The sequence below is a fragment of the Cognatundibacterium crateris genome (assembly GCF_010078235.1).
GTDB lineage: Bacteria > Pseudomonadota > Gammaproteobacteria > Burkholderiales > Burkholderiaceae_D > Undibacterium > Undibacterium crateris.
The window spans coordinates 319,823-344,529 of sequence record NZ_JAABOS010000002.1; the positions used below are offsets into that span (position 1 = coordinate 319,823).

Annotated in this window: 21 protein-coding genes; 7 read left to right on the forward strand and 14 right to left on the reverse strand. The window is 51.3% G+C overall.

The features are described 5' to 3' along the window. The first annotated feature begins 33 nt into the window (after positions 1-33). On the forward strand, positions 34-810 hold the full coding sequence (locus EYB48_RS04650; protein WP_162019137.1) for an exodeoxyribonuclease III: 777 nt from the start codon (positions 34-36) through the stop codon (positions 808-810). A gap of 61 nt (positions 811-871) precedes the next feature. Here EYB48_RS04650 and EYB48_RS04655 read toward each other — a convergent pair whose 3' ends face one another. The 12 genes from EYB48_RS04655 to EYB48_RS04710 form a co-directional block, all read right to left on the reverse strand. Continuing rightward, positions 872-2,545 carry a bifunctional metallophosphatase/5'-nucleotidase gene (locus EYB48_RS04655; RefSeq protein ID WP_162019138.1) on the reverse strand — a complete coding sequence of 558 codons (1,674 nt, stop codon included), beginning with the start codon at positions 2,543-2,545 and terminating at the stop codon, positions 872-874. 103 nt (positions 2,546-2,648) lie between these two features. After that, on the reverse strand, positions 2,649-5,030 hold the full coding sequence (locus tag EYB48_RS04660; RefSeq protein ID WP_162019139.1) for a TonB-dependent receptor: 2,382 nt from the start codon (positions 5,028-5,030) through the stop codon (positions 2,649-2,651). 643 nt (positions 5,031-5,673) lie between these two features. Further along, positions 5,674-6,582, reverse strand: coding sequence for a M48 family metallopeptidase (locus tag EYB48_RS04665; protein WP_162019140.1), 909 nt, complete (start codon positions 6,580-6,582; stop codon positions 5,674-5,676). 131 nt (positions 6,583-6,713) lie between these two features. After that, positions 6,714-7,322, reverse strand: a complete 609-nt coding sequence (metW, locus tag EYB48_RS04670) for a methionine biosynthesis protein MetW (RefSeq protein WP_162019141.1) — start codon at positions 7,320-7,322, stop codon at positions 6,714-6,716. Continuing rightward, positions 7,319-8,470 (reverse strand): homoserine O-succinyltransferase MetX, encoded by a 1,152-nt coding sequence (gene metX, locus EYB48_RS04675; RefSeq protein ID WP_235934906.1) that lies wholly within the window; start codon positions 8,468-8,470, stop codon positions 7,319-7,321. Before metX ends, metW begins: the two co-directional genes overlap by 4 nt. Positions 8,471-8,706: 236 nt before the next feature. Then, a complete protein-coding gene (ptsP, locus tag EYB48_RS04680) occupies positions 8,707-10,461 on the reverse strand; it encodes a phosphoenolpyruvate--protein phosphotransferase (protein ID WP_162019143.1) in 1,755 nt (584 codons plus the stop codon). Between the two features lie 96 nt (positions 10,462-10,557). Further along, a complete protein-coding gene (locus EYB48_RS04685) occupies positions 10,558-10,827 on the reverse strand; it encodes an HPr family phosphocarrier protein (RefSeq protein WP_162019144.1) in 270 nt (89 codons plus the stop codon). Positions 10,828-10,864: 37 nt separating this feature from the next. Continuing rightward, positions 10,865-11,263 (reverse strand): PTS sugar transporter subunit IIA, encoded by a 399-nt coding sequence (locus tag EYB48_RS04690; RefSeq protein WP_162019145.1) that lies wholly within the window; start codon positions 11,261-11,263, stop codon positions 10,865-10,867. 115 nt (positions 11,264-11,378) lie between these two features. Then, entirely contained in the window at positions 11,379-12,320 is a 942-nt protein-coding gene (gene gshB / locus EYB48_RS04695; protein ID WP_162019146.1) for a glutathione synthase, read from the reverse strand. 72 nt (positions 12,321-12,392) lie between these two features. After that, positions 12,393-13,691: a glutamate--cysteine ligase gene (gene gshA / locus EYB48_RS04700; RefSeq protein WP_162019147.1), complete on the reverse strand. Its 1,299-nt coding sequence runs from the start codon at positions 13,689-13,691 to the stop codon at positions 12,393-12,395. Between the two features lie 140 nt (positions 13,692-13,831). Next, positions 13,832-14,134 carry an antibiotic biosynthesis monooxygenase family protein gene (locus EYB48_RS04705; RefSeq protein WP_162019148.1) on the reverse strand — a complete coding sequence of 101 codons (303 nt, stop codon included), beginning with the start codon at positions 14,132-14,134 and terminating at the stop codon, positions 13,832-13,834. Between the two features lie 133 nt (positions 14,135-14,267). Beyond that, on the reverse strand, positions 14,268-15,299 hold the full coding sequence (locus EYB48_RS04710; protein ID WP_162019149.1) for an AI-2E family transporter: 1,032 nt from the start codon (positions 15,297-15,299) through the stop codon (positions 14,268-14,270). 332 nt (positions 15,300-15,631) lie between these two features. Here EYB48_RS04710 and EYB48_RS04715 point away from each other — a divergent pair, with 332 nt between their 5' ends. Next, complete coding sequence (locus EYB48_RS04715) at positions 15,632-16,198, forward strand: glycine zipper 2TM domain-containing protein (RefSeq protein WP_235934907.1); 567 nt, start codon at positions 15,632-15,634, stop codon at positions 16,196-16,198. A 268-nt stretch (positions 16,199-16,466) separates the two neighbouring features. Next, positions 16,467-17,927 carry a sensor domain-containing diguanylate cyclase gene (locus EYB48_RS04720; RefSeq protein ID WP_235934908.1) on the forward strand — a complete coding sequence of 487 codons (1,461 nt, stop codon included), beginning with the start codon at positions 16,467-16,469 and terminating at the stop codon, positions 17,925-17,927. Here the strand turns inward: EYB48_RS04720 and EYB48_RS04725 are convergent. Both EYB48_RS04725 and EYB48_RS04730 read right to left on the reverse strand, forming a co-directional pair. Beyond that, positions 17,912-18,742 carry a Rossmann-like and DUF2520 domain-containing protein gene (locus EYB48_RS04725; RefSeq protein WP_162019151.1) on the reverse strand — a complete coding sequence of 277 codons (831 nt, stop codon included), beginning with the start codon at positions 18,740-18,742 and terminating at the stop codon, positions 17,912-17,914. The genes EYB48_RS04720 and EYB48_RS04725 overlap by 16 nt on opposite strands. After that, positions 18,739-19,437, reverse strand: coding sequence for a Crp/Fnr family transcriptional regulator (locus tag EYB48_RS04730; protein ID WP_162019152.1), 699 nt, complete (start codon positions 19,435-19,437; stop codon positions 18,739-18,741). The genes EYB48_RS04725 and EYB48_RS04730 overlap by 4 nt, the downstream gene beginning before the upstream one ends. 311 nt (positions 19,438-19,748) lie before the next feature. On the opposite strand from EYB48_RS04730, the gene EYB48_RS04735 reads away from it, so the two are divergent. The 4 genes from EYB48_RS04735 (at position 19,749) to EYB48_RS04750 (ending at position 24,647) form a co-directional block, all read left to right on the forward strand. Beyond that, positions 19,749-21,695, forward strand: coding sequence for an AMP-dependent synthetase/ligase (locus EYB48_RS04735; protein WP_162019153.1), 1,947 nt, complete (start codon positions 19,749-19,751; stop codon positions 21,693-21,695). Between the two features lie 9 nt (positions 21,696-21,704). Next, the gene (locus EYB48_RS04740; RefSeq protein WP_162019154.1) at positions 21,705-22,493 is read left to right on the forward strand and encodes an ABC transporter ATP-binding protein; all 789 of its coding nucleotides are present in this window, start codon (positions 21,705-21,707) and stop codon (positions 22,491-22,493) included. 27 nt (positions 22,494-22,520) lie between these two features. After that, positions 22,521-23,417, forward strand: coding sequence for a branched-chain amino acid ABC transporter permease (locus EYB48_RS04745; RefSeq protein WP_186904022.1), 897 nt, complete (start codon positions 22,521-22,523; stop codon positions 23,415-23,417). Between the two features lie 171 nt (positions 23,418-23,588). Continuing rightward, positions 23,589-24,647, forward strand: coding sequence for a branched-chain amino acid ABC transporter permease (locus tag EYB48_RS04750; RefSeq protein ID WP_162019156.1), 1,059 nt, complete (start codon positions 23,589-23,591; stop codon positions 24,645-24,647). Positions 24,648-24,707 lie beyond the last annotated feature (60 nt).

Sequence of the window (24,707 nt, forward strand, 5' to 3'; positions counted from 1 at the left end):
AGACCATTTATCTACGCACTATCAAATTACACAATGAAAAAAATCATCTCCGCCAATCTGAACGGCATCCGCTCTGCTGCTAAAAAAGGTTTTTTTGACTGGATGAAAAAACAAGATCCTGACTTTGTTTGTGTGCAGGAACTCAAGGCACAGGCTACGGATATGACGGTGGATTTTTTGAATCCGCATGGGTTTCATGGCCATTTTCACTATGCCGAGAAAAAAGGCTATTCCGGTGCCGGTGTGTACAGTAAGCAGCAGCCGGATAAAGTCCACATAGGTTTTGGCAGCGCGGAGTTCGATGCTGAGGGGCGCTATGTGCGCTGCGACTTTGGCAATCTGTCCGTCATTTCTGTCTATTGCCCATCCGGCTCCTCGTCTCCTGAAAGACAGGAAGCGAAGTTTCGCTTCATGGCGGAATTCCTGCCGCATCTGGCCGCACTGAAAGCGGAAGGACGCGAGCTGGTGATATGTGGCGACTGGAATATCGCGCACAAAGAAATTGATTTGAAAAACTGGAAGAGCAATCAGAAAAATTCCGGCTTTCTGCCTGAAGAACGCGCCTGGATGACGCAGGTGTTTGATGAATTGGGCTGGGTCGACGCCTACCGCCGGCTGCATCCGGATACCACCAGCGAATGCTATACATGGTGGAGCAACCGTGGTCAGGCTTGGGCAAATAACGTAGGCTGGCGTATTGACTATCAGGTGGCAACCCCTGGTATTGCAGAAAAAGCGCACGCAGCCAGTATTTACAAGGACGAACGCTTTTCAGATCACTCGCCACTGATAATCCATTATCAGGACTGAACAATTAGCACCTCAAGCAACTAACTGTTGAAAAAAAGGCTGGAAAATTCCAGCCTTTTTTTTATTTCAGGATTACCCGGTCGACCGGTATTTGCTCAATTTTTCGACCAGCTTCGCGGATGTACGACTCCATCGCATCGAGGTCCCGCCCTATGAGAGAACGCTCACTGGCCTGCCGGAATACGGTAAATCCGTCACCACCGTCGGCAAGAAAGCTGTTCACAATCACGGTGTACATTTTATCCTTTGCAAGCGGCTCACCATGTAAACGCAGATTCTGGAGCTGCTCAGCAGCACTGGCATTTTGATGCCATTCATAGCTGAAACCATCCGAAACAAACAATTTTTTCACATCGCCAGCTGGCCGGTTTTGCCATTGCTGCTGCAACACATTACGGATTTGTTCGCCTGTCATTTTTAAACGGATAACGCCGTTACCAAAAGGCTGCACAGCGTACAGATCGCCAAAATTGATTTGTACCGGACCGGCATTCGCCCCCGAAGGTAAGTCGTTACGTATTCCACCAGAATTCATGAACGCGATATCCGCCTGACCGATATGCTGAGCATGATGCAATTGCGCGTCAGCGATCAGGTTACCCAGCGTACTATCGAACACCTTGTCCTGACTAAAACGCAGCAATGGTTTATTCAGGCTAATCACCGGCCGAGAGCGCATCGATGCTGTCAGGCGCGAGACTTCTGCCACCAGCTTTTGCGCAGCAGCGTCTGGCACGATTTGCTGCTGATCGATCAGATGGTTGACCGCTTCCACTTTGACCACACGCCGGCTGGCCTTATCGATACTCAGGGTTGACTCTGTTAAAAATGCCCCATAACTACGTCCCTGCACCACCAGTTTGTTACCGATTTTACAGGTGTAGCCCTGATGTGAATGTCCGGACACGATCAGACTCACTGCTGGGTCGATGCGATTGGCAATGCCTATGACAGGTCCCTGCAAACCTTCGCAGCGATAAGTCGGATCATTCTCTGAACCTTTGAAATTGGCGCCTTCGTGGATTAACACAACGATTGCGTCTACACCTTGCTTTTGCAGTTCAGGCACATAGCGATTAATCGCCTGTGCTTCATCTTCAAATTCGAGCTGCTTCACTGCGTCGCCTGCAACCAGGTTAGGCACATCCGCAGTCACGGCACCGATAAAACCGATTTTCAGATTACCCACCTGGCGTACTACATAAGGCGGCAACCATGCTTGTCTGGTCGTTTTATCGATCACATTCGCGCCCAGATAAGCGTAGCGTGCGCCGCTGAAATCGCTAAAAGCACAACCTGCCTGCGGGCAGCCACCCTGAATACGACGCATGAGATCTGCGGTACCGGAATCAAACTCATGATTACCAACGGCCGTCACACTTAAATCAATACGATTAAGTGCCTCCACCACAGGCTCATCCTTGAGCAAAGCGGAACCCATCGGCGATGCGCCCATCAAATCGCCTGCACCGACCAAGATACTGGCCCCCACCGCGGCACGCCGCTCCTTCAGTTTTGCAGCCAGAAACGCATACCCGCCAGCGGCACCATTGACCACTTTCCCATTGAGGCTCTGAGGGAACTGATAAGGTACCGGCTGCTCTGACTGCAAGTTTCCATGAAAATCATTAATACTAAATATGGTTACCTGCTCAGGTGCTGCTGGTTTCAGCGCGCAAGCGGGTAACAATAAGGCTAACAAGCTGACTGAAAGAATTTTGGATGAATACATCATGACTCCGGAATAGCAAGAAAAAAGGTCTGCAAACCCTGAGATTTGCAGACCTTCTGAATTGTCTGCTGCTAAAGACAGCAGCAGGATACTGACTCAGAACAGATTAGAAATCTGCGGAGAAAGTGATCGATGTGAAGCGTGGTGCACCGAGGTAGTAGAACACTGTTTTCGCACCAGCACTACCGTATGCCTTAGCATTCGTTACGTTGAAGCTGGATGGATTGCGGTATTGCTTGTCCAGCAGATTAGCTACGTTCAGACGCAAAGTTGGTTTTTTCATCCAACCAGTATTTGGGAACTGATAACCAGCATCGAAACCTACCAGGGTATACGCAGGAACCAATTCATCATTGGTCATGGTCGCCCATTGTTTGCCTGTGTATTTAGCTTTCAGACGCGCATACCATACACCGGTTTCATACTGAGCACTCAGACCTGCTTTGTACTTCGGTGTCAACGTCATTTCTTTACCAGCAGTTGGTAAAAATGCTGTTTTGCTGACTGGCAAATCTGCTTGAATTTCAGATTTTGCATAGCCTAAAGAGCTATAGAAAGACCAGCCATTGACTGGCGTATTACCAAGTTCAACTTCGAAACCTTTAGTCTTGACTTTACCGACACTGGTCAGGCTGCTGGTGTTTGTTACTACGTCATAAGCTGTCGCCTGGCGGTCGCGGAAATCGACTGCGTACACAGTGACCTGACCAGTCAACTTGTCGCTTTGATGACGATAGCCTAAGTCCAGATTGAAGGAAGTCTCAGCTTTGACATCAACTGGCATTGTTGCTACACCATTCACCAGCACGACGTTACCAGTCGTTGCATAGATGAAGTTTGGCGGTGCTTTCATATTTTTTGCGAGACTTGCGAATACCTGATTGTTATTATCGATCTGGTAGCGTGCGCCCAATTGCGGCAAAATTTCAGAATAAGACTTGCTGATGTTGTAGCTGGTACCTGCACCTTCGTTAGCGAAGTTGGTGAAATCGCGCTTCATTGTCGGAGCGCGTACACCAAAGTTCAGTGTCAACGCATCATTCATCAGGCTGATGGTGTCCTGAGCAAAAATCTGATAGCCAGTACTAATTGTTTTCCAATCGCGTGATTGATATAAACTGCCATCCGGACGCTGGATACGACCTTCCTTCAACCAGATATCTGCCGGCTCACCGTTTGCGCCAACAGCAACCATAGGACCAAATTGCTCGTGCGTTGCACGTTCGTACCAGAAGCCAACCAATACTTGATGGTTATCGAATTGGTGCGTCAACGACGCAGTAACTCCAGGACGGTTAGTCCGCGTCACACTTGCGTTAGCAACGATTACTTTATCCAAAGTATCACCGTCACCATTCAAGTCCACACCAACAGTATTTTTACCAGTTGCCGGATTCAGGAAACCATTTTCAGAAACCAGTTTTTGTTGCACACCACCGTTACCATAACCATACCAGTAGTAAGGAATAACTTTTACGTCAGTGTTCTCACCAAAGCGTGCCTTGATGGTAGTAGATGCAATCACGTTTTCAAACGGATTTTGTGTCAGCATGTAGTAAGAATCTGCATTTGCCTGACTTGGGTCGCTATCTGCCTTACCCTTGGTCGGTGTGACATGGCCAATGAATTTGGTTGAGTAGTCGTAGTAGTAGCCATTTTTGTTCAGATCAGCCAGGCTGAAAGAACTGATGTTCTGATTCACTGCACGGTTGTACAGGATGGTACCGGAAACAGAGTTGAAACGATCGAAGTCAGTACGGAAGCCCATATCGACGTGGTCGCGACGTGCACCGCCATCACCCTTCCATTTGTCTGCTTGTGCATTGGAATAAGAAATGAAGAAGCGCGCTTTGTTATCCAACACCATACCGGTGTCGTAACGCAGATAAGTTTTAGTCAGGTGCAAGCCACCAACTGTCTGCATGAAGCGGAAACGTTTTTCTTTGGATGGATCGCAAGTTGTGATACCGAAGTTACCACCGGTCGCACCAATTTGTGGGGAGTCAACGTCGGTAGAACCCTGAGTCACGAATTGTGTGCAGGTATTTTCCTGATCAACAAATTCTTGTGGGTAAACTGCAAAGTTACCGGAATCGTTAACCGGCACGCCATTGATGGTTGCACCGATCTGGTCGCTGTTGAAACCACGCAGAGTCAGACCACCACCGAACAAACCAGTTGCGTCGTAGTTGTAGCTGTTAACCGCTGGCATCAGTTCCAGTGCTTCATACGCATTGCCGGTTGGACGCTGTTTAGCCAGTTCTTCTGCGGTGATCGTGCTGCGTGCTTTAGGCGCGTTTTCCTGCACCATCAGACCCATACCGACTTTTTTGCCAGTGATGGTCACTTGTTTGGAATCTACCGGATCATTGCTGGTAGTGGCCTGTTGCGCATAAGCGGAAGACATGCCCAGGCATGCGATCTGACATGCTACTGCGACCATCGACAAACGCGATGGAAATGCAGACGATTGCTTAGTTTGTTTCATTGACTGCTCCTGATCAGATTACAGATAAATAAAGATTGCGTTAAACCTTGTCTATCATCTCAAGCCTTCAACACAGCTTGATGACATCTCCATCACCACACTTTGTATTCCCGAATATCGGTTTTTTGAAAACTATTGAGTCTGCTATAACTATTTCATTTCGGTGATAGCCCCTATCCCAAGGGCCTGATCCGATCAGGCGCAAACGATTGCTATACTTTGTGCAACTGCGGAAAACAGCTACTTTTTCATATTGCGCAAACGATTGCTATTTGGAACAAAAAAACAGACGATTTCTGACATCGTCTAATTTTGGGGCATCTTCAACAAAAAATTTGCTGCTTTGCAAACTTACTGAAACAGATATATTGATATGTGAAATAAGTCTAGCACAGAAATTTTTACACCTTACAAAGTGTTACACCCAATTGTGAAAGGTTGATGACAAAGTGGTTTTTCTGCAAAAAATATGTCACATACACACCACAAAGTTAATATTTTTGTCATTATTTTGACGTATTACCCGGATTTTACCGACTTTTCATGAGAAAAGCCCCATGTCATGAAAATTAATTTTCATGACATGGGGCTAAAGTCTGGCAAAAACCAGGCCGCAGACGACACTCTGCCACCTGTAGCTTGATTATGGATAGCTGATTGGGGCAATGCCTTTTACATTGGTTTGGTAAGCAGGAATCCTGTCCAAAGGCAGCGATTTTGCACGTGCATATAAAGGCATTACTTCAGGAAAGTGACGACGAATTTCATCGATGCGCGTTTTTCCTGCAGGATGGGTGGATAACCATTGTGGTGGCGAGTTTTTATTGACCATGCCCATCTTTTGCCACAAGCTCACACCAGCACGCGGATCATAGCCAGCGCGGGCAGCAATTTCCAAACCAACTACATCAGCCTCAGTTTCGTCATCGCGTGAAAACTTGAGCATACTGACATTCGCAAATCCACCCGCCACGGTACCTGCAATAGAAGGATCATAGCCCTTGGCTGCAGCAACAATTTCTGCCAGTTTCACACCAAAATTAGCAACTGCAGCTTTGCCCGCACGCTCAGCGCCGTGTTCACGCAAGGCATGCGCGATTTCATGTCCCATTACGATCGCAACTTCATCATCGGTAAGCTTCAGGATGTCGAGGATACCAGTGTAAAAAGCAATTTTTCCTCCAGGCATGCAATACGCATTGATTTGCTTGGAGCCCAGCAAATTGACTTCCCACTTCCAGTCTTTAGCACGCTCATTCCAAGGCAACGCAAACGGAATCAGCTTTTTGGCAATGCTGCGCAAACGAACAACTTGAGGATGATCATCCGGACCCAGGACACGTTGCTGCTGAGCTTGTTGCAAGGTTTGGCTATATTGCGCAGCGGCCTGTTTTTCCAAGGTACCGGTAGGTGCAAACTTGCGCATGATAGACATATTGCCGACACTGACACCCTCATGCTGCGCATTGTCCTGCGCAAGCACCGGAATCGCCATACCCAGCGTGAGACTCAGGCATGTTGCCAGCAATGATTTCAAATAGGGCGGTTTCATAAACATACATTCATGGGAAATGGAAACAAGATGGTAACAGCCTTGCCGGTTTTCAAGCAAAGTATGGCAAAGTTTCACATTCCACAATCCCAAACCCCATGAATGGACTCAGCGTCGCTGCACTGCAGGCTTCAGCTGTTTTTCTTTCTCAAGCGAAATACCGCCAGACTGCCGCGCCAGTTTGGTAATACATGGATAGGCTGCCCTTCATGCAAAGCCACGCATTGCATGACTTCCAGGCCGACTTCATTGGCCAGGTCGGCAAAATCATAAATCGTTGCGCAACGCACGTTAGGCGTGTCGTACCACTGATAAGGTAAGGATTTCGACACGGGCATTTTGCCGAGTAATAATGCGCTACGGTGTGGCCAGTAACCAAAATTGGGAAACGAAACGATCGCTTCGCGCCCTACTCTGGCGATATCGCGCAACAAGGGCTCCACATGCTTCATCATCTGCAGCGAGGATAAGCACAGCACGGTATCGAAGGCATTATCATTAAACATGCCCAGACCATGCTCCATGTCCTGCTGAATCACACTCACATGGCGCTTCGCGCTGGCCAGCACTTTGTCATCTGCGATTTCTATGCCGTAGCCGCTGCATTGCTTATCTGTCTGCAGATAATCAAGCATCACACCGTCGCCACAACCCACATCCAGCACTTGCGATCCTGCTTGCACCCAATCAGCGATAAAAGCCAGGTCAGGACGTAGCTGGTTCAATTCTGCGAAATTCATGCTGCCTGTCCTTTCAATCCTGCATCAATACGGTCAAAATAAGCGCCCACCAGTTTCAGATAACGCACATCATCCAGCAGGAAGGCATCATGTCCATGCGGTGCATCGATTTCTGCATACGTCACGGTGCGGCGGTTGCTGACCAAGGCCCGCACGATTTCACGGCTGCGTTCAGGTGAAAAGCGCCAGTCTGTGGTGAATGAGGCAATCAGGAACTTCGCCTTGGTCTGTGCCAAAGCCTGCGCCAGATCGCCACCGGTATGGCGCGCCGGATCGAAATAATCCAGCGCTTTGGTAATCAGCAAATAAGTGTTCGCGTCAAAATAGTCTGAGAATTTATCGCCCTGATAGCGTAGGTAGGATTCAATTTCAAAATCGACACCGTAACCGAACTGATAATCTCCGCTCTTCAGATCACGGCCAAACTTTTCCGCCATATCGTCATCGGATAAATAAGTGATATGACCTATCATCCTGGCTACCCGCAATCCACGGCGCGGCACCACCTGATGGGCATAAAAATCACCACCATGAAAATCCGGGTCAGTCAGTATCGCCTGACGTGCCACATCATTAAAGGCAATATTCTGGGCGGACAGTTTGGGCGTGGAAGCGATGACCACGCAATGTTGCAAGCGATCCGGATACAAAATACTCCAGGCCAGCGCCTGCATACCGCCCAGCGAACCACCCATCACGGCAGCAAACTGTTGTATCCCAAACTGATCAGCCACCCGCGCCTGGGCATTGACCCAGTCTTCCACGGTAATCACAGGAAAATCTGCGCCATACGGTTTGCCAGTCGCCGGGTTCTCATGCATAGGGCCAGTCGAGCCAAAACAGGAACCCAGATTATTGATACCGATCACGAAGAAGCGCGTGGTATCGACCGGTTTTCCGGGGCCGACCATGTTATCCCACCAACCCAGATTTTTCGGTTGATCGGCATACACACCAGCCACATGATGCGAGGCATTCAGGGCGTGACAAATTAAAACGGCATTGGATTTATCCGCATTCAGTTCACCATAAGTTTCCACCATCAAGGTGTAACCGGCGATACTGGCACCGCTTTGCAATGCCAGTGGCTGTTCGAAACGAAACGCTTGTGGCGTCACGATGCCTACAGATCCGGGGGAGTCAGACATACACTCTTCCATCGGGAATATCCCGTCAAAATAACTGTGAAGGAAGGCTAAAAGGTGGGCTGAATGGGGAAGGATAAGCTGCATTCAAGCTCGCTTTAGCCGTATTTATTATCCGGAAGATATCCGGAAAGCGCCCGCAAGCTGATTCTCAAATCGGCGCTACTGAGTAAGGATAAACAAGTCCGGCTCTGCCGTCAAACAACAGCGTCGGAATCGGGCTTACATCCGGACAGCGGCTAGCCGGACTGCTCCATTGCCGCCAGGTGTTCCCGTATTTGCAGGGGATCAAAACTGCGTAAAATTTTCTTCAGTGGTGCCTGTAGATTTTCCAGGGTGGTATTCAAGACAGCCTGTTTAATTTCAGGCAATAAGGCAGCAGGCATCGATAACTCGCGGTAACCCATGGCGATCAGCAGACGGGTTAAACGGATATCGCCCGCCATTCCACCACAAATCGAGACTGGTATCTCTGCTTTATCAGCAGTACTGACGATCATCTGCATCAATTGCAGAATAGCCGGATGCAAATCGTCATACAGATGCGCAACCTCATGATCAGCCCGGTCTATCGCCAGCGTGTACTGAATCAGGTCATTGGTTCCTATCGACAGAAAATCCAGTTTTTTGACAAACATAGGCAAGGCCAGCGCTGCAGCGGGAATCTCTATCATGGCACCAACCGGTATCGCTGCGTCAAATGCTATGCCCTCCGCGGTGAGCTCAGCTTTAGCCTGCGCAATCAAAGCCAGCGACTGTTCGATTTCCATGCTATGTGCCAGCATAGGAATCAACATTTTCACTGGCCCAAATGCAGAAGCCCGCAGAATGGCACGCAGCTGCGTCATGAATAACTGCGGTTCAGACAAGCAGTAGCGTATCGCCCGCAAGCCCAAGGCCGGATTCAGTATCTGGTGTTCACTTGCGTCCAAAGGTTTATCAGCACCGACGTCGAGCGTGCGTATGGTGACTGGTCGACCCTTCATGCCAGTCACGGCCGCCTTGTAAGCGGCAAACTGTTCATCTTCAGTGGGCAATTTATGTTCGTGCCCACTGCGTTCCATGAACAGGAATTCGGAGCGGAACAGGCCAACGCCACTGGCGCCGGCATCCATCGCATGCGCGGTATCTTCGGGCAATTCGATATTAGCGAGCAGCGTGATTTCCACGCCATCCTGCGTGATGGCAGGCGTTTTCTTCAGTTTCGACAGCTTCTTCTTTTGCCGTAATAACTGACTCTGACGTTCACGGTATTGCTCCAGCACCTGAGTCGTCGGAGCAACGATCACCACGCCTGCATCGCTGTCGATAATCAGCCAGTCATCCTGTTCAATCAGGCGCGACGCATTGCCCATGCCGACCACGGCTGGGATGCCCAGACTGCGCGAGACGATGGCGGTATGTGAATTTTGTCCACCCTCATCAGTCACAAAGCCACTGAAAGCATCATCACGGAATTGCATCATGTCAGCCGGAGAGATATCTCTGGCGACCACGATCATATTGGCACTGCGCTCATCAATACCATCTGAGCGCGGAACGGCGTTGGCAGAGCCAGTCAGGACCTTGAGCACACGTTCTGCCACTTGCTGGATATCGGCTTTACGTTCACGCAGATAGTCGTCTTCGATTTCATCGAACTGGGCTGACAATTCATCGACCTGACTGACTAAGGCCCACTCTGCGTTGTAATGGCGGGTACGAATAATATCGAGCGGTGCTTCTGACACCATGGGATCAGACAGGATCAGCGCGTGGACATCAAGAAACGCACCCAGCTCGGTCGGTGCGTCCTGAGGAAGATCGGCCCAGATGGCCTGTAATTCTTTATGTACCTGAGCAATCGCATCCTGCAGCCGTAACACTTCGGCCTCAACCTGCTCCTGAGCCACCAGATAATGCTGCACATCCAGTGCAGCAGGTCGTAACAGATGCGCCCTGCCTATCGCGATACCACGCGAAACCGGGATGCCTTGCAATGTAAATGATGCCATGCTGTATCCCCCAAATTTTCGTTATTGTGCCCTGATGTAAGCTCAGGTTAAGGAGACAGACAGCCGGGCTGCCTGTGCCCTGTGTATCTCGCGCTGTTATTCGCCTTCACCAAACTTATCGTTAATCAGAGCCAGCAGTCCGTCAAAACAAGCCTGCTCTTCGGGGCCATCGGTTTCCAGCAGGATTTTGCTGCCTTTTCCAGCTGCCAGCATCATCACGCCCATGATGGACTTGCCATTCACACGGCGTCCGTTGCGGGTTACCCAGACTTCACTTTTGAACTTACTCGCGAGTTGGGTAAATTTTGCCGATGCACGTGCATGCAAACCCAGCTTATTAACGATTTCAATTTCTTGTTGAATCATGCTTATTCTTTCTGTTTTTTTATCGTTCTGGTTTGTGTCAGATGCGTACCCGGCTATCGACCCGCGTTGCCCCGTTTTGTCCACCTGCCAATGCCATTTCCACCACCACGTCCAGCGCATCATGACGGTAGGTTAAGGCCCGCAGCAGCATAGGCAGACTGATACCCGCAATGACGGCGACCTGATCAGGCTCACCCAGCTGACGACAACAATTCGATGGCGTCCCCCCCATGATATCGGTCAACACCAACACACCTGACCCACTATTGAGTCGCTGTACCGCTTCCAACGCCAGCTGATGCACCTGATCTGTGTTCTGATCGGCGATCACATCAATGGCTTCCAGACGTTCAGGTATCGCGCGGAATACATGGGAGGCAGCCTGTAAAAATGCCGAGCCCAACGGAGCATGTGTCATTAAAAGGATACCGACCATAGTTACCTGATTACCTGTTGTAAACGCTGAGTCTCCAACGACTCTGCAAAAGCCTGAGTTTTCGCTGAGCCAGACTACTTGTCAAGTCCAACGCCGCGTCAATACGAAGCCAGCCCTATGCCAGCGCCTGTTCCAGCGCATCGATAAACATCGCCGCCACGTCAAAGCCTTTTTGCTGCGTAATTTCCTGGAAGCAGGTTGGACTGGTCACATTGACTTCGGTCAGACAGGAACCGATCACATCTAATCCTACCAGCAACAATCCACGTCTATACAATTCAGGTGCCAGTGTCTGCGCAATCTCAAGATCGCGCGCCGACAATTCCTGCGCCACACCGACGCCACCGGCAGCCAGATTGCCACGTACTTCACCATTCTGAGGAATACGGGCCAGTGCAAACGGCACGACCTTGCCGCCAATCAACAAAATGCGTTTGTCGCCATGCACGATTTCCGGAATATAACGCTGCACCATGATAGTGCGCGCGCCTTGCAAAGTCAGGGTTTCAATCACTGAACCCAGATTCATGCCATCGGCACCGATACGGAAAATGCCAGCACCACCCATACCATCGAGGGGCTTCAGTATTACATCCTGATGTTCACGGTGAAATGCACGGATACGCTGCTCATCACGCGTGACCAGGGTCGGTGTGGTGAACTGACTGAACTGGGCGATACTGAGTTTTTCATTGTGATTACGGATCGCAGCCGGTTTGTTAAAAACGCGTGCGCCCTGGGATTCAGCCAGCTCTAACAGATAGGTGGCGTAAATGTATTCCATATCAAACGGCGGATCTTTGCGCTGTAACACAGCGTCGAATGCGTGCAGCGGCATGGCTTGCGGCGCTTCAGCACGATACCAATCGTCTGCGTCACCCGTCAGCGTGATACGTGCCACATTCGCCACCACCTGGCCGGATTCCAACGCCAACTGCTCAGGGCCGAAGGCGTAAATCGTGTATCCGCGCTTTGCAGCTTCGCGCATCATGGCGAAAGTGGAATCTTTATAGGTTTTAAACTGCGCTAAAGGGTCGGTCAGAAATGCAATTTTCATAGCCTGTATTCCAGTTTAGACATCATTGGTAGTCTGCCACAGCACAAGTGCCTTCGTGCTGTAGTCCTGAGATTAATAAATTTCAGGATTCGGATCCGTTCTTTCCAGCTCCAGCGACGCCGCTAACAAAGCCAGACGCGCCACCACACCGTACATATAAAAGCGGTTCGGCGCAGCAGTGCCGGGTTTGGCCCGCATATCCGGTACCGCGTGTTGCTGTGCAAACGCGAGCGGCACGAAATGCATGCCCGGTGCATTCAGATTTTCATCGACGCCGCGGTCTTCATGGAAGCGGTAGAAACCACCGACTACATAGCGATCTATCATATACACCACGGGTTCCGCGACCGATTCATGCACCTGTTCAAAGGTGTACACGCCTTCCTGCACAATCACATCACGCACTTCCACGCCATCTTTAATGACGGACATTTTATTGCGTTGCTTACGGTTCAGGTCGCGGACCTCATCCGAATTGTGCACCGTCATTACGCCCATGCCATAGGTTCCGGCATCGGCTTTGACGATGACAAAGGGTTTCTCTTTGATGCCGTATTCTTTGTATTTTTTGCGTATCTTGGCCAGGATGGTATCGACCGCTGCGGCCAGCGCATCTTCGCCAGTACGTTCATGGAAATTCACGTCTTTCACTTTCAGGAAAAACGGATTCAGCATCCACGGATCAATATCCACCATCTTGGCGAATTTCTTCACGACTTCATCGTAAGCGGCAAAGTGATTGCTCTTACGCCGCATGGCCCATCCGGCGTGCAGCGGCGGCAGCAGAGTCTGCTCATTGAGCTCTTCTAAAATAGCGGGAATACCAGCCGATAAATCATTATTCAACACGATGGTACACGGGTCGAAGTTCTTCAAGCCCAGCCTGCGTCCATTGGCAGAACGTTCCAACGGCTCCAGTATCAGTTGCTCGCCATCTGGCAAGTCTATGGTCACAGGCTCAGTCACTTCGGCGGACAAAGAGCCCAGGCGTACATTCAGGCCAGTCTGGCGGAAAATCTTGATCATCCTTGCCACATTCTGCAAATAGAACATGTTACGGGTGTGATTTTCCGGAATCAGCAAGAGATTTTTTGCATCAGGGCAATATTTCTCGATGGCGGCCATCGCTGCCTGCACCGACAAAGGCAACATCTCCGTGGCCAGATTATTGAATCCGCCCGGGAACAGATTGGTATCGACTGGCGCCAGCTTGAAACCGGCGTTACGTAAGTCTACCGAGCAATAAAATGGTGGGGTATGTTCCTGCCATTCGAGACGGAACCAACGCTCGATGGCGGGCGTTGCTTCCAGAATTTTCTTTTCGAGATCGTGCAGGGGCCCGTTGAGAGCCGTGACCAGATGCGGAACCATAGTGACCTTTGCGTTTGAGCTGCCGGTGACCCGGCGGCCATAGTAAAAATACTATGAAATGCGCCGAATCAATAAAGATAGAACTAACTTGGGACGAAACCGCAGGAATCAAGTCAATTCTAGCTATATCCCTACAAGTTTCAGGATGATTTGGTCAGCAGAGTGAAATGCTCCACCACGGGCGGTGCGGCAAAGTAAGGGCCCACGATAGCACGCCACTGCAAAAATGCCGCAGATTCCCGGAAATCAACCGTGTGATTTTCCAGGGTTTCCCAGAATATCGTCAAGATATAGCGCTCTGGGGATTCTATGCCTTTATTGACTTTATACCCGGCAAAACCTTTGGCTTGAGAAATCACTTCGGTCAGGCCACGTTGTATAGCCTGGTCAAATTCAGCTTGTTGTCCAGGATGGATGCGGATATCTGCGAGTTCAAGAATCATGAGGGGCTCTCTGGCAAATGGAGGAAAGTAGAAGAAATCTTTGCTCTCCATTATGGCATCACTCCATACTTTATTGCGCCGCAAGATAATCCGCTACAGGCCAAAATCCCCTTGCGATGAAAAATTTTCAGGCTCAGACCAGTTCACGCTGACTCAATTCCAGCTTGAGATATGCATAAAACACCGGTGCCACCACCAATCCTGGCACACCAAACAAGGTCTCCATCACTAAGATCGCAGTGAGTAATTCCCAGGCACGTGCATTGATTTGCGCGCCGATAATTCTGGCATTCAGGAAATATTCTGCTTTATGGATCACCACCATAAATAACAAAGAACCCAGCGCCACATGCAGGGAATGAGACAGGGCAACAATGACAATGACCGTATTCGAAATAATATTGCCCGCCACAGGAATCAGCCCGGCCACAAAAGTAATTGCGATCATGGTTTTGACCAGTGGCAGATGTATGCCGCACAAGGGCAGTATGACAGCCAGGTAAATCGCCGTCATGACGGTATTGATCAGGGAAATCTGCACCTGGGCAAACACGATTTTATGAAACACATTTCCCAAATTACTGATGCGGCGTATCAGGGCTGCGGCGAATGGTTTGTGTTGCACATCGCTACTCACATCGCGCAAAGCCACCATACTGCCTATGATCAGGCCCAGCAGCAGATGCACCAACATATGACCTGCTTCGGGTACCAGTAGTTTGGCTTCGCCAGCATGCTCTCGGAGCCAATGTATCAGTATTTCCTGCAAAGCGGCTACATCTTCCGGCAAGTTAGCACCCACCCACTCAGGCACCTGATGGCGCGAAGCCTCGATAATATCCGCCAGTTTTTGCAGCAGACTATGCAGATTGCCGGCATCGCTACGGAAAAACACATGCAAGCCCCAGGACGACGCCAGAATGGCGCTGATCAATATAAAAGAAAGAAAAACCACAGCAATCATACGTGGTTGCCGGTGACTGAAACGGCGCGCGATGCCCGGCGTCATCACATGAATCAGGGAATACACCAGCAAACCCGCAAACAAAGCCAGCACCAGACCCGCTTTTAACACCAGCAGCAGACCCACGCCAGCCAGTACATAAGAAGCATAATCGCAGGAATTCAAGCTTTGCAGTGCGGGTGTCAAAGGCTTAGCGGCCATATTTATCCTTTCAAGAGTTACAGATTGCAGCGCGTGGTCAATGATTGCACCAGGCAACATGTTCGTAGCGGCAAAGTAAGGTGTACATTGATAAGGCGCTCATTTAAGCATAAAGCCAGTCCGGTCAGCGACGGTAAAAACCTGGCAGAATTACTCCGATTGCAATAATACGGGAATGAGTAACACTACTCACAAGCAAGATGCCGATACTGGCAATACCAAAGGTAGCAGGATATGCGCCGTTAAACTAAGTTACACTAAGTTTGTATTCCTTTTCGGAACTTGTGGCGTTTAATGCTGACTAATTCGTGACAATTCGCAATGAGGCTAATATGAAAACGACACGTAAAACGACAAGTAAACACTGGATGATACTGAGCGCACTGATCGCGGTGGGCGGCGCGGTGCAAACTGCACATGCAGCCGACTTTGAAGATTTTGCACGTGTAATCAGCGTCACGCCACAAATGGAGCAAATCAACGTACCGCGTCAGGATTGCCGTACCGAATACGAAACCACCCAACGTTATCGCCAGCCGGAACGTCAGGCAGAGCGCAGCAATGGCGGTGCTATTCTGGGTGGCGTGGCCGGTGGTTTATTGGGTAGCCAGGTTGGCGGTGGCAATGGCCGTATTGCAGCTGCCGCAGCGGGTGCAATTGCCGGCGCGCTGGTCGGTGACCGCATGGATAACAACAATACCAATAGCAACAATTACAATAACCAATCCAGCTATGAAACCCGTCCTGTGCGTCAATGCCGGAATGTAGACAGCTGGGAAACACGTACCAATGGCTATGCGGTTACTTATGAATACCATAACCGCACCTATACCACGGTCATGCCGTATGACCCGGGTTCACGTCTGCGCCTGCATGTTGCGCTGACACCGCGTCCTTGAGAGGCAGAGCGTATAAGCTGCCTGTAGTTTGATGACTTTTCGCGATATTGCTCAGCGACCGTGGTAATTTTGCATCAGTCCTTTGCCTGAAAAAACTGGCAAAACAGTTAAAAATAGTCCGAAATGAAAAAAATGCCGCGATTTGCGGCATTTTTTTCGTCAATATTTCCCAAAAACAAGTTGCATAAGCCACAGAAAGCGCAGCGCTTTATAGTATGATCATGCGGCAAATCCATCGCTTACGCTCCGTCTCCAGTCCATGAAAAACATGTTAAAAAAATACGGTCTGCTGGTATGGTTATCCCTGATCCTGATTGCCGGTTTTGTGTTCACCACTTTTGCTGCTTATATCGTCTCGCGTGACACGATACAGCAAAGCATCTCCGAACAAACCTTGCCGCTGACTGGTGACAATGTCTATTCTGAGATCCAGCGAGACATCCTGCGTCCGGTTTTCGTCTCTTCACAAATGGCGCATGACACTTTTCTACGAGACTGGATATTGAATGGCGAAGAAGATCAGGAACTGATTACCAAATATCTGAAAGAAATCAAACAAAAAAACAATGCGGTATCCAGCTTTCTGATTTCAGAAAAAAGCCGCAATTACTATCATTCCGAAGGTCTGCTCAAAAAAATTAAAGAAGGCGACCCGCGTGATTCCTGGTTTTTCCGTGTCAAAAATCTCAAGACCCAGTATGAAACCAATGTCGATCAGGATCAGGCAAATCATGATACGGTCACGATTTTCGTCAATTACCGCATATTCGATTATCAGGGTGAATTTCTCGGTGCGACCGGCGTAGGACTGACCCTCGATACCCTAAAGCATCTGATCGATAGCTATCAGAAGCGCTTTGACCGGAAAATATTTTTCGTCGATCAGAAAGGCAAAGTGACGCTGAACGGCAGTAATTTCGGTAAAACCGGCGGCAGCCTGCAAGCGATGAGCGGCATACAAAGTATCAGCGATAAGATACTTAGTAACCACAGCAGTAGCTCCTCCCATCTGGAGTACATGGGCAATAATGGTACGGTATTGCTGAATTCACGCTACATCCCTGAGTTGGGCTGGTATTTACTGGTGGAGCAGGAAACCAATGCCGATATCAAGCCTTTGCAGAACGTTTTCCTGCTCAATATCGCCATCAGTGCAGGCATTACTCTGCTGGTCGCGGGAATAGTGCTGATTTCTGTGCGGCGCTACCAGACACGTCTGGAAAAATCTGCTTCCACTGATGCGCTGACGAATCTGCTGAACCGCCATGCGTTTGATTTCGTATTTCAGCAAGCACTGCTCGATAGCGAACGTACGCGCCAGCCTATGTGCGTGATTCTGTTCGACGTGGATTTCTTTAAAAAAATCAATGACAAGCAAGGTCACATGGTGGGTGATCACGTATTGAAGGAAGTCGCTGCCATCGCCAAACGTTCATTGCGGGAAAGCGATGTGATCTGCCGCTGGGGCGGTGAAGAATTTTTGGTGCTGCTGAAAAACTGTACGCTGGAAAAATCCACCTCGATTGCAGAAAATCTGCGCAACACCATCGCCAATAATGATTTTTCACGCACTACCGACTTAACCCGCGGCCGCCTGTCTGTCACCGTCAGTATGGGGGTCGCACAGTGCCGTGAAAACGAGAGTGAAGACAGCGTATTTGAACGAGCCGATCTGGCGCTGTATCAGGCGAAAGAGAACGGACGCAACAGCGTTTATTTCTCAGAGTGAGTACGGCGGGCGGCCAGTGCCTGAGTCGGTGCAATCAGCGCCTGATACAGCGCACCGGCTGCAGGCAAGGCCTGCGTCAAGGCCGTCGCCTGCTGCTGCACTAAGGCCATATCGCCGCGCGCAATCGGCCCGGTCAGCGCGCGCTCTGCGCCTAAGCTAAACACATTCTCCAGCGACAGCCTTGCCAGCGGCGCCGCCATCGCCTGTGCCATCTCAAGTGGAATGCCCGCCGCCTGATACGTCGCTAATACCGTATCCATCAGCGTCACCAGATAATTACTCGCCATCACGGCTGCCGCGTGATACACCAGCTTGTGTTCTGCTTCTATCCGCACAGTTTGCGCTGCGACGGCTTGCAAGGCGGCCTCTATCAGTATCAAGGCCTGTACATCGCCTTCCAGACTGCATATGGTGCCCGCGAAATCCGCCGCCACCTGCACAGGATCAGCAAAGCTGCGCACCGGATGTACGCTTGCAGTGCATGCGCCTGCTTGTGCCGCCGGTGCCAGCAACAGCGAGGCTTTGGCACCGCTGCAATGAAACACCACATCACCAGGCCGCAAGACAGCGCTGGTCACCAGTTGCGCGACCACCTGACTGATCTGATCATCTGCCACGCTCAACATCCAGATATCGGCTGGCTGCAAATCTGGCCAGCTTGCAGCGATCCCGGCACCGATCACAGTCAACGCATGGGTAGTGCTGGCCGGACTACGGTTAATGACCTGGCCGATACGAAATACCGCCTGCTGATGCCAGACCCGCGCCAGCGTCTGGCCGACCCGGCCCGCACCAATGATGGACAGTGTTTTCACAGTTCAGCCTCCTGCGGAAAACTGCGTAAGCCATCCAGATTGAGTATCGTGATGCCGCCATAATCGACCCGTAATAACTGCTTTTTCTCCAGCAACTGCAGCGCCTGATTGGCGCGCTGACGCGACACGCTGCTGATATAGCCTATCTCCTCCTGAGAAATCTGCAATTGCATACTGCTGGCAGGATTCAGATAAGGATGAAACATCGCGGCCAGACAACGCGCCACCCGGGTATCGGGGTCCAGCATACGGTCGTATTCCACCAGCGAGATAAACAAACCCAGCCGTGCGTTGAGCTGATGTAGCAGGAAGCGGTTAAACGGGATGCTGTGATCGAGCAGATAGTTAAAGGTCGTGCGCGGCATGAAGGCAACCCGGGTATCGCGCAAAGCCACCACATCATAGCGCCGGGGCTCAGTCTTGAGCAGCGAACCTTCACCGAACCAGCCGCCTGCCAGCATACAGCTGAAGGTCACGGTTTTTCCTTCCGGCGAGATGCTGCTCATCTTTAAAAAACCGTCGATCACACCCATCCAGTGATCCACCGTATCGCCTTTACGACACACAAACGCACCGGCCGGTACAAAGCGCTCTGTCACTTCGTCCCTGACTTTTTGCATATGTTCCGGCGCCAGCATGCTGGCCCACATGGTGTGCTGAAAACGCAGTTCTGGATCGCTGTTGGATGTATTCATGTTTGTGCAACGCACCACCGAAAGTTGTCTCAATTACTCAGATTGTCAGTCAAACGACAGCAGGGAGTTGGAGAACACCGCTAGACTCAGCCCGTAATCTGTCACAGAGCAGCATTGTAAGCCCTCCTCTGCGGGCATGCGCTGTTGTTTGATGCCGAACCCGCTCTGTGTACACAAGTAAGACTGTCGTAAGTAAAGCTCAGGACACTTCCCGAACTAACTTGAATAAGTATTACAAACCTGAACGCATGGATTATCGGTACACAGAAACCGGAGTCTGCGCGCTATGCCGGAAGGCAGATGGTGGAGACATGACAAGTACAACGAACAAGACCTTTCCGGCCTTGTTGCTGGCGCATGGCAAGCTGCGTCCGCATCATCCGGCTTTTCGTGAGAAAGATCTGGGCATCTGGCAAACCTGGAGCTGGCAGCAGGTCAATGCGGAAGTGCGTGCCCTCGCCTGTGGCCTGGCCGCACGTGGCTTTCAGCGCGGTATGCATCTGGCCATCATCGGCGATAACCGTCCGCGCCTGTACTGGGCCATGCTGGCCGCCCAAAGTCTGGGCGGAATCGCCGTGCCACTGTATCAGGATGCGCCCGCTGCCGACATGGCCTATGTACTCGAAAATGCCGAAATCACCTATGCGGTGGTGGAAGATCAGGAACAGGTCGACAAGCTGCTGGAAATCCGCAGCCACTATGCAGGCATCGCCCACATTTGCTTTGAAGATGAACGCGGCATGCGCCATTATCAGCAGCCTGAGCTGGTGTCTTATGCCAGTCTGCAGCAGGCTGGGCGTGACTATGATGCAGCCCATCCCGATTTCTATCTGCAGCAGATTGCAGCCGGTGCCGCCGAAGACACCGCCGTCATGCTGTACACCTCAGGCACCACCGGCAAGCCCAAAGGCGTGTGCCAAAGCCACCGCGCGTTCATGACTGCGGCCGAAGGTGGCGTGGCCTTCGATCGCTTAAATGAACACGAAGACATCCTGTCTTATCTGCCCATGGCCTGGGTCGGTGACCACCTGTTTTCATTTGCGCAGGCGCTGGTGAGCGGCTTTACCGTGAATTGCCCGGAATCGGGAGAAACCGTATTGAGCGACTTACGCGAAGTCGGCCCCACCTATTATTTCGCCCCGCCACGGGTGTTTGAAAACATGCTGACTACCGTCATGATACGGATGGAAGATGCCGGTCAGTTCAAGCAAAAACTGTTTCAGCATTTCATGGAAGTCGCGCGCCGCTGTGGCGCTGACATCCTGGATGGCAAACCGGTCGCACTGACTGACAGGCTGCAGTATCAGCTTGGTGAATTCCTGATTTACGGACCGCTCAAAAACGTACTGGGGCTGTCGCGCGTGCGCGTCGCTTACACCGCCGGTGCTGCCATCGGGCCAGACTTATTCCGCTTCTACCGCTCGATAGGTATCAACCTGAAACAACTGTATGGCGCGACCGAAACCTGTGCCTATGTCTGCCTGCAACCGGATGGAAAAATCCAGTTTGACAGTGTAGGCCGCGCCGCGCCCGGCGTTGATCTGCGGCTGGCAGACAATGGGGAAGTGCTGGTGAAATCCGCAGCGATGCTGACTGGCTATTACAAACGGCCAGACGCAACAGCAGAAGTGATAGACAGTGCGGGCTACTTCCATACCGGCGACGCCGGCATCCTGGATCAGGATGGCAATCTGAAAATCATAGACCGTGCGGCCGATGTCGGTAAGCTGCAATCGGGTGCCATGTTTGCACCCAACTATATCGAAAACAAACTGAAATTTTTCCCCTACATCAAAGAGGCGGTCGCCTTCGGTCATGAACGTGCGCATGTCTGTGCCTTCATCAATATCGATATGGAAGCGGTCGGCAACTGGGCCGAACGGCGCGGCATTGCGTATTCCGGCTATACCGATCTGGCCGCCAAGGCCGAGACCTATCAACTGATCCTGTCCTGCATAGAAAAAGTGAATGCCGGTCTGGCCAGTGAGGCCGGTATGGCCGACACCCAGATACAACGCTTCCTGGTACTGCATAAAGAACTGGACCCGGATGATGATGAACTGACCCGCACCCGCAAAGTACGACGCCGCTTTGTGGCCGATAAATATGCGGTCCTGATCGATGCGATGTATGCCGGGCTGCGTTCGCAATACATAGAAACCCAGGTCAAATTTGAAGATGGCCGTCAGGGCAAAGTCTGTGCTGATCTGCACATCAGCGATGCCACCACTTTCGCTGCCCGTCAGCACGCTGCCTGAGGAGAGCGCATGAATCACAGCAGACAAACCGGCGACGTCATCCTCGACCTGCAAGGTATCTCCCTTGCGTTCGGCGGGGTGAAGGCACTCACCAATATCTCGTTCAATGTCAGGGAACATGAAATCCGCGCCATCATCGGGCCTAACGGCGCAGGCAAAAGTTCTATGCTGAATGTGATCAATGGCGTGTATCGGCCACAGCAGGGTCAGATCACTTATCGTGGACAAGTGCGCAAGGACATGAATACCTATGCTGCTGCACGAAGCGGTATTGCACGCACCTTCCAGAACATCGCGCTGTTCAAAGGCATGAGTGTGCTCGATAACATCATGACCGGACGCAATCTGAAGATGCGCAGTAATTTTTTACTGCAGGCGCTGTACTGGGGACCTGCACAAAAAGAAGAAATCGCACATCGACACAAGGTCGAACAAATCATCGACTTTCTGGAAATTCAGCATATCCGGAAAACGCCGGTAGGCCGCCTGTCCTATGGTTTACAAAAGCGCGTGGAGCTGGGCCGGGCACTGGCAGCAGAGCCGGAAATCCTGTTGCTGGACGAGCCGATGGCGGGCATGAATGTGGAAGAAAAACAGGACATGAGCCGCTTCATACTGGATGTCAATGATCAGTTCGGCACCACTATCGTCCTGATCGAACATGATATGGGCGTCGTGATGGATATTTCCGACCGCGTGGTGGTGCTCGACTATGGCAAAAAAATCGGCGATGGCACACCGGCAGAAGTGCTGGCCAACCAGGAAGTGATTAACGCCTATCTGGGCGTGGCGCACTGAGACTGTCATTAAGGGCAAATCATGAATCTGAATTTTTTCTTTGAAGTGCTGATCGGCGGTTTGTTATCCGGTGTGATGTATGCACTGGTGGCGCTCGGCTTTGTACTGATTTACAAGGCCTCCGGCGTGTTCAATTTCGCTCAGGGTGCGATGGTATTTTTTGCGGCGCTGACCTGCGTCGGGCTCAGCGAGAAATTCCAGTTATCGATGTGGCTCGCGATTCCGCTGACCATGCTGGTGATGGTGCTGCTGGGTCTGGCGATAGAACGCGTGGTATTGCGGCCGCTGGTGAATCAGCCGGAAATTACCCTGTTCATGGCGACCATAGGACTGACGTTTTTCATCGAAGGATTAGCGCAGCTGATCTGGGGTTCGCAACCGCATAAACTCACTCTGCCGATAGAAGATGTGCCTATCGAATATGTGATGGAACACTACAACATCCTGGTTTCGCAGTTTGATGTGATCGCGGCGCTGATCTGCGCCTTACTGGTCACGGCACTGGCGCTGCTGTTTTCCAAAACAAAAATCGGACGTGCTTTACGCGCCGTGGCTGACGACCATCAGGCCGCACTGGCAGTTGGTATTCCGTTGCAGCAGATCTGGGCCATCGTCTGGACCGTAGCCGGCTTTGTGGCACTGGTGGCCGGCTTGTTATGGGGTGCGCGTAATGGCGTGCAGTTTGCGCTGACCTTTGTCGCCCTCAAAGCCTTGCCGGTGCTGATCCTGGGTGGCTTCACCTCGGTGCCGGGCGCGATTGTCGGCGGACTCATCATCGGTGCGTCTGAAAAGCTGGCCGAGGTATATATCGGCCCGCTGGTGGGCGGTGGGATTGAGGGCTGGTTCCCGTATGTACTGGCGCTGCTATTCCTGCTGGTCAGACCTGAGGGGCTGTTCGGTGAAAAAATTATCCGGCGTATTTAAAGCCGCACACAGTTGATCTGGCTGATGAAATGAGAATTGAAATGAGAGTTGAAATGCGCTTTTTACTGCGTTTGAACTGGACTTTTAAAACAGCACACCCGCAGCGGGATTGCCTTTCCAGCCCAAATCGCCCTGAAAGCCGCATCCGTATTGAGACTATAAGGACAGACTATGTTTTATCGTGAAGCCGGACAATTCAAAACCAGCTACCAGTCGGATAGTCAGATCTTCCCGCTGCGCCAGGACCGCATAGGGATCGCGATCCTGCTCTTGCTCGCCTTGATCGCCGTACCCTGGCTGGCATCGGATTATGCATTTTCTGCGATCTTCATCCCCTTCCTGATTTTTTCGCTGGCGGCACTCGGTCTCAATATCCTGACCGGCTATGCGGGTCAGCTCTCGCTCGGCACTGCGGCCTTCATGGCGGTCGGCGCCTTTGCTTCGTATAACTTCATGCTGCGTCTGCCCGGCATACCGGTGTTACTGGCCTTTGTATTGGGCGGTATCTGTGCTGCACTGGTCGGTATCGCTTTCGGCCTGCCTTCGCTGCGTATCCGTGGCTTTTATCTGGCCGCAGCGACGCTGGCGACGCAGTTTTTTGTGGTCTGGTGTCTGACTAAAATTCAGTGGTTCACCAACTACAGCACATCGGGCGTGATCACCGCGCAGGAAATCGTCATTGCGGGTTATGCCTTCAACACACCGCTCAAAAAATATCTGCTGACCCTGCTGATCGTCGCGGTGCTGGCCCTGCTGGCAAAGAATATGGTGCGCTCGAATGTAGGACGCTCATGGATGGCAGTGCGTGACATGGACGTGGCAGCGGAAGTGATCGGCTTCCGGCTGATGCGCACCAAACTGCTGGCATTTGCAGTGTCCTCGTTTTACTGCGGCATCGCCGGTGCCTTGTATGCGTATGCCTATCTGGGCACGGTCGAGCCTGAGGCCTATAACCTTGATCTGTCTTTCCGTATTTTGTTCATGATTATTATCGGTGGCGTCGGCTCTATCCTGGGTTCCTTTCTGGGTGCGGCCTTTATCGTGCTGCTGCCGGTAGTGCTCAATCTGCTGGCACATACACTGGCGCTGCCTACCCATGTGGCATCGAATCTGGAGCTGATGGTGTTTGGCGCACTGATCATTTTCTTCCTGATCGTGGAGCCGCACGGACTGGCGCGTCTATGGCAAATCGCCAAAGAAAAATTAAGGCTATGGCCTTTCCCGCATTAAGGATGTGAGCTTTACCTGGTTTAACCCACAAAAGAGCCCGCCACCCATCCGGGTCAGGGC

Bases quoted from the DNA above. Each gene is read 5' to 3' on its own strand.
- EYB48_RS04735 (WP_162019153.1), top strand. From the start codon at position 19,749: ATGACAAGTACAACGAACAAGACCTTTCCGGCCTTGTTGCTGGCGCAT.
- EYB48_RS04730 (WP_162019152.1), bottom strand. From the start codon at position 19,437: ATGAATACATCCAACAGCGATCCAGAACTGCGTTTTCAGCACACCATG.
- EYB48_RS04710 (WP_162019149.1), bottom strand. From the start codon at position 15,299: ATGGCCGCTAAGCCTTTGACACCCGCACTGCAAAGCTTGAATTCCTGC.
- ptsP (WP_162019143.1), bottom strand. From the start codon at position 10,461: ATGGCATCATTTACATTGCAAGGCATCCCGGTTTCGCGTGGTATCGCG.
- EYB48_RS04715 (WP_235934907.1), top strand. From the start codon at position 15,632: ATGAAAACGACACGTAAAACGACAAGTAAACACTGGATGATACTGAGC.
- metX (WP_235934906.1), bottom strand. From the start codon at position 8,470: ATGTCTGACTCCCCCGGATCTGTAGGCATCGTGACGCCACAAGCGTTT.
- EYB48_RS04655 (WP_162019138.1), bottom strand. From the start codon at position 2,545: ATGATGTATTCATCCAAAATTCTTTCAGTCAGCTTGTTAGCCTTATTG.
- EYB48_RS04685 (WP_162019144.1), bottom strand. From the start codon at position 10,827: ATGATTCAACAAGAAATTGAAATCGTTAATAAGCTGGGTTTGCATGCA.
- EYB48_RS04665 (WP_162019140.1), bottom strand. From the start codon at position 6,582: ATGAAACCGCCCTATTTGAAATCATTGCTGGCAACATGCCTGAGTCTC.
- EYB48_RS04705 (WP_162019148.1), bottom strand. From the start codon at position 14,134: ATGATTCTTGAACTCGCAGATATCCGCATCCATCCTGGACAACAAGCT.
- gshA (WP_162019147.1), bottom strand. From the start codon at position 13,691: ATGGTTCCGCATCTGGTCACGGCTCTCAACGGGCCCCTGCACGATCTC.
- EYB48_RS04740 (WP_162019154.1), top strand. From the start codon at position 21,705: ATGAATCACAGCAGACAAACCGGCGACGTCATCCTCGACCTGCAAGGT.
- EYB48_RS04720 (WP_235934908.1), top strand. From the start codon at position 16,467: ATGTTAAAAAAATACGGTCTGCTGGTATGGTTATCCCTGATCCTGATT.
- EYB48_RS04750 (WP_162019156.1), top strand. From the start codon at position 23,589: ATGTTTTATCGTGAAGCCGGACAATTCAAAACCAGCTACCAGTCGGAT.
- EYB48_RS04650 (WP_162019137.1), top strand. From the start codon at position 34: ATGAAAAAAATCATCTCCGCCAATCTGAACGGCATCCGCTCTGCTGCT.
- metW (WP_162019141.1), bottom strand. From the start codon at position 7,322: ATGAATTTCGCAGAATTGAACCAGCTACGTCCTGACCTGGCTTTTATC.
- EYB48_RS04690 (WP_162019145.1), bottom strand. From the start codon at position 11,263: ATGGTCGGTATCCTTTTAATGACACATGCTCCGTTGGGCTCGGCATTT.
- EYB48_RS04660 (WP_162019139.1), bottom strand. From the start codon at position 5,030: ATGAAACAAACTAAGCAATCGTCTGCATTTCCATCGCGTTTGTCGATG.
- gshB (WP_162019146.1), bottom strand. From the start codon at position 12,320: ATGAAAATTGCATTTCTGACCGACCCTTTAGCGCAGTTTAAAACCTAT.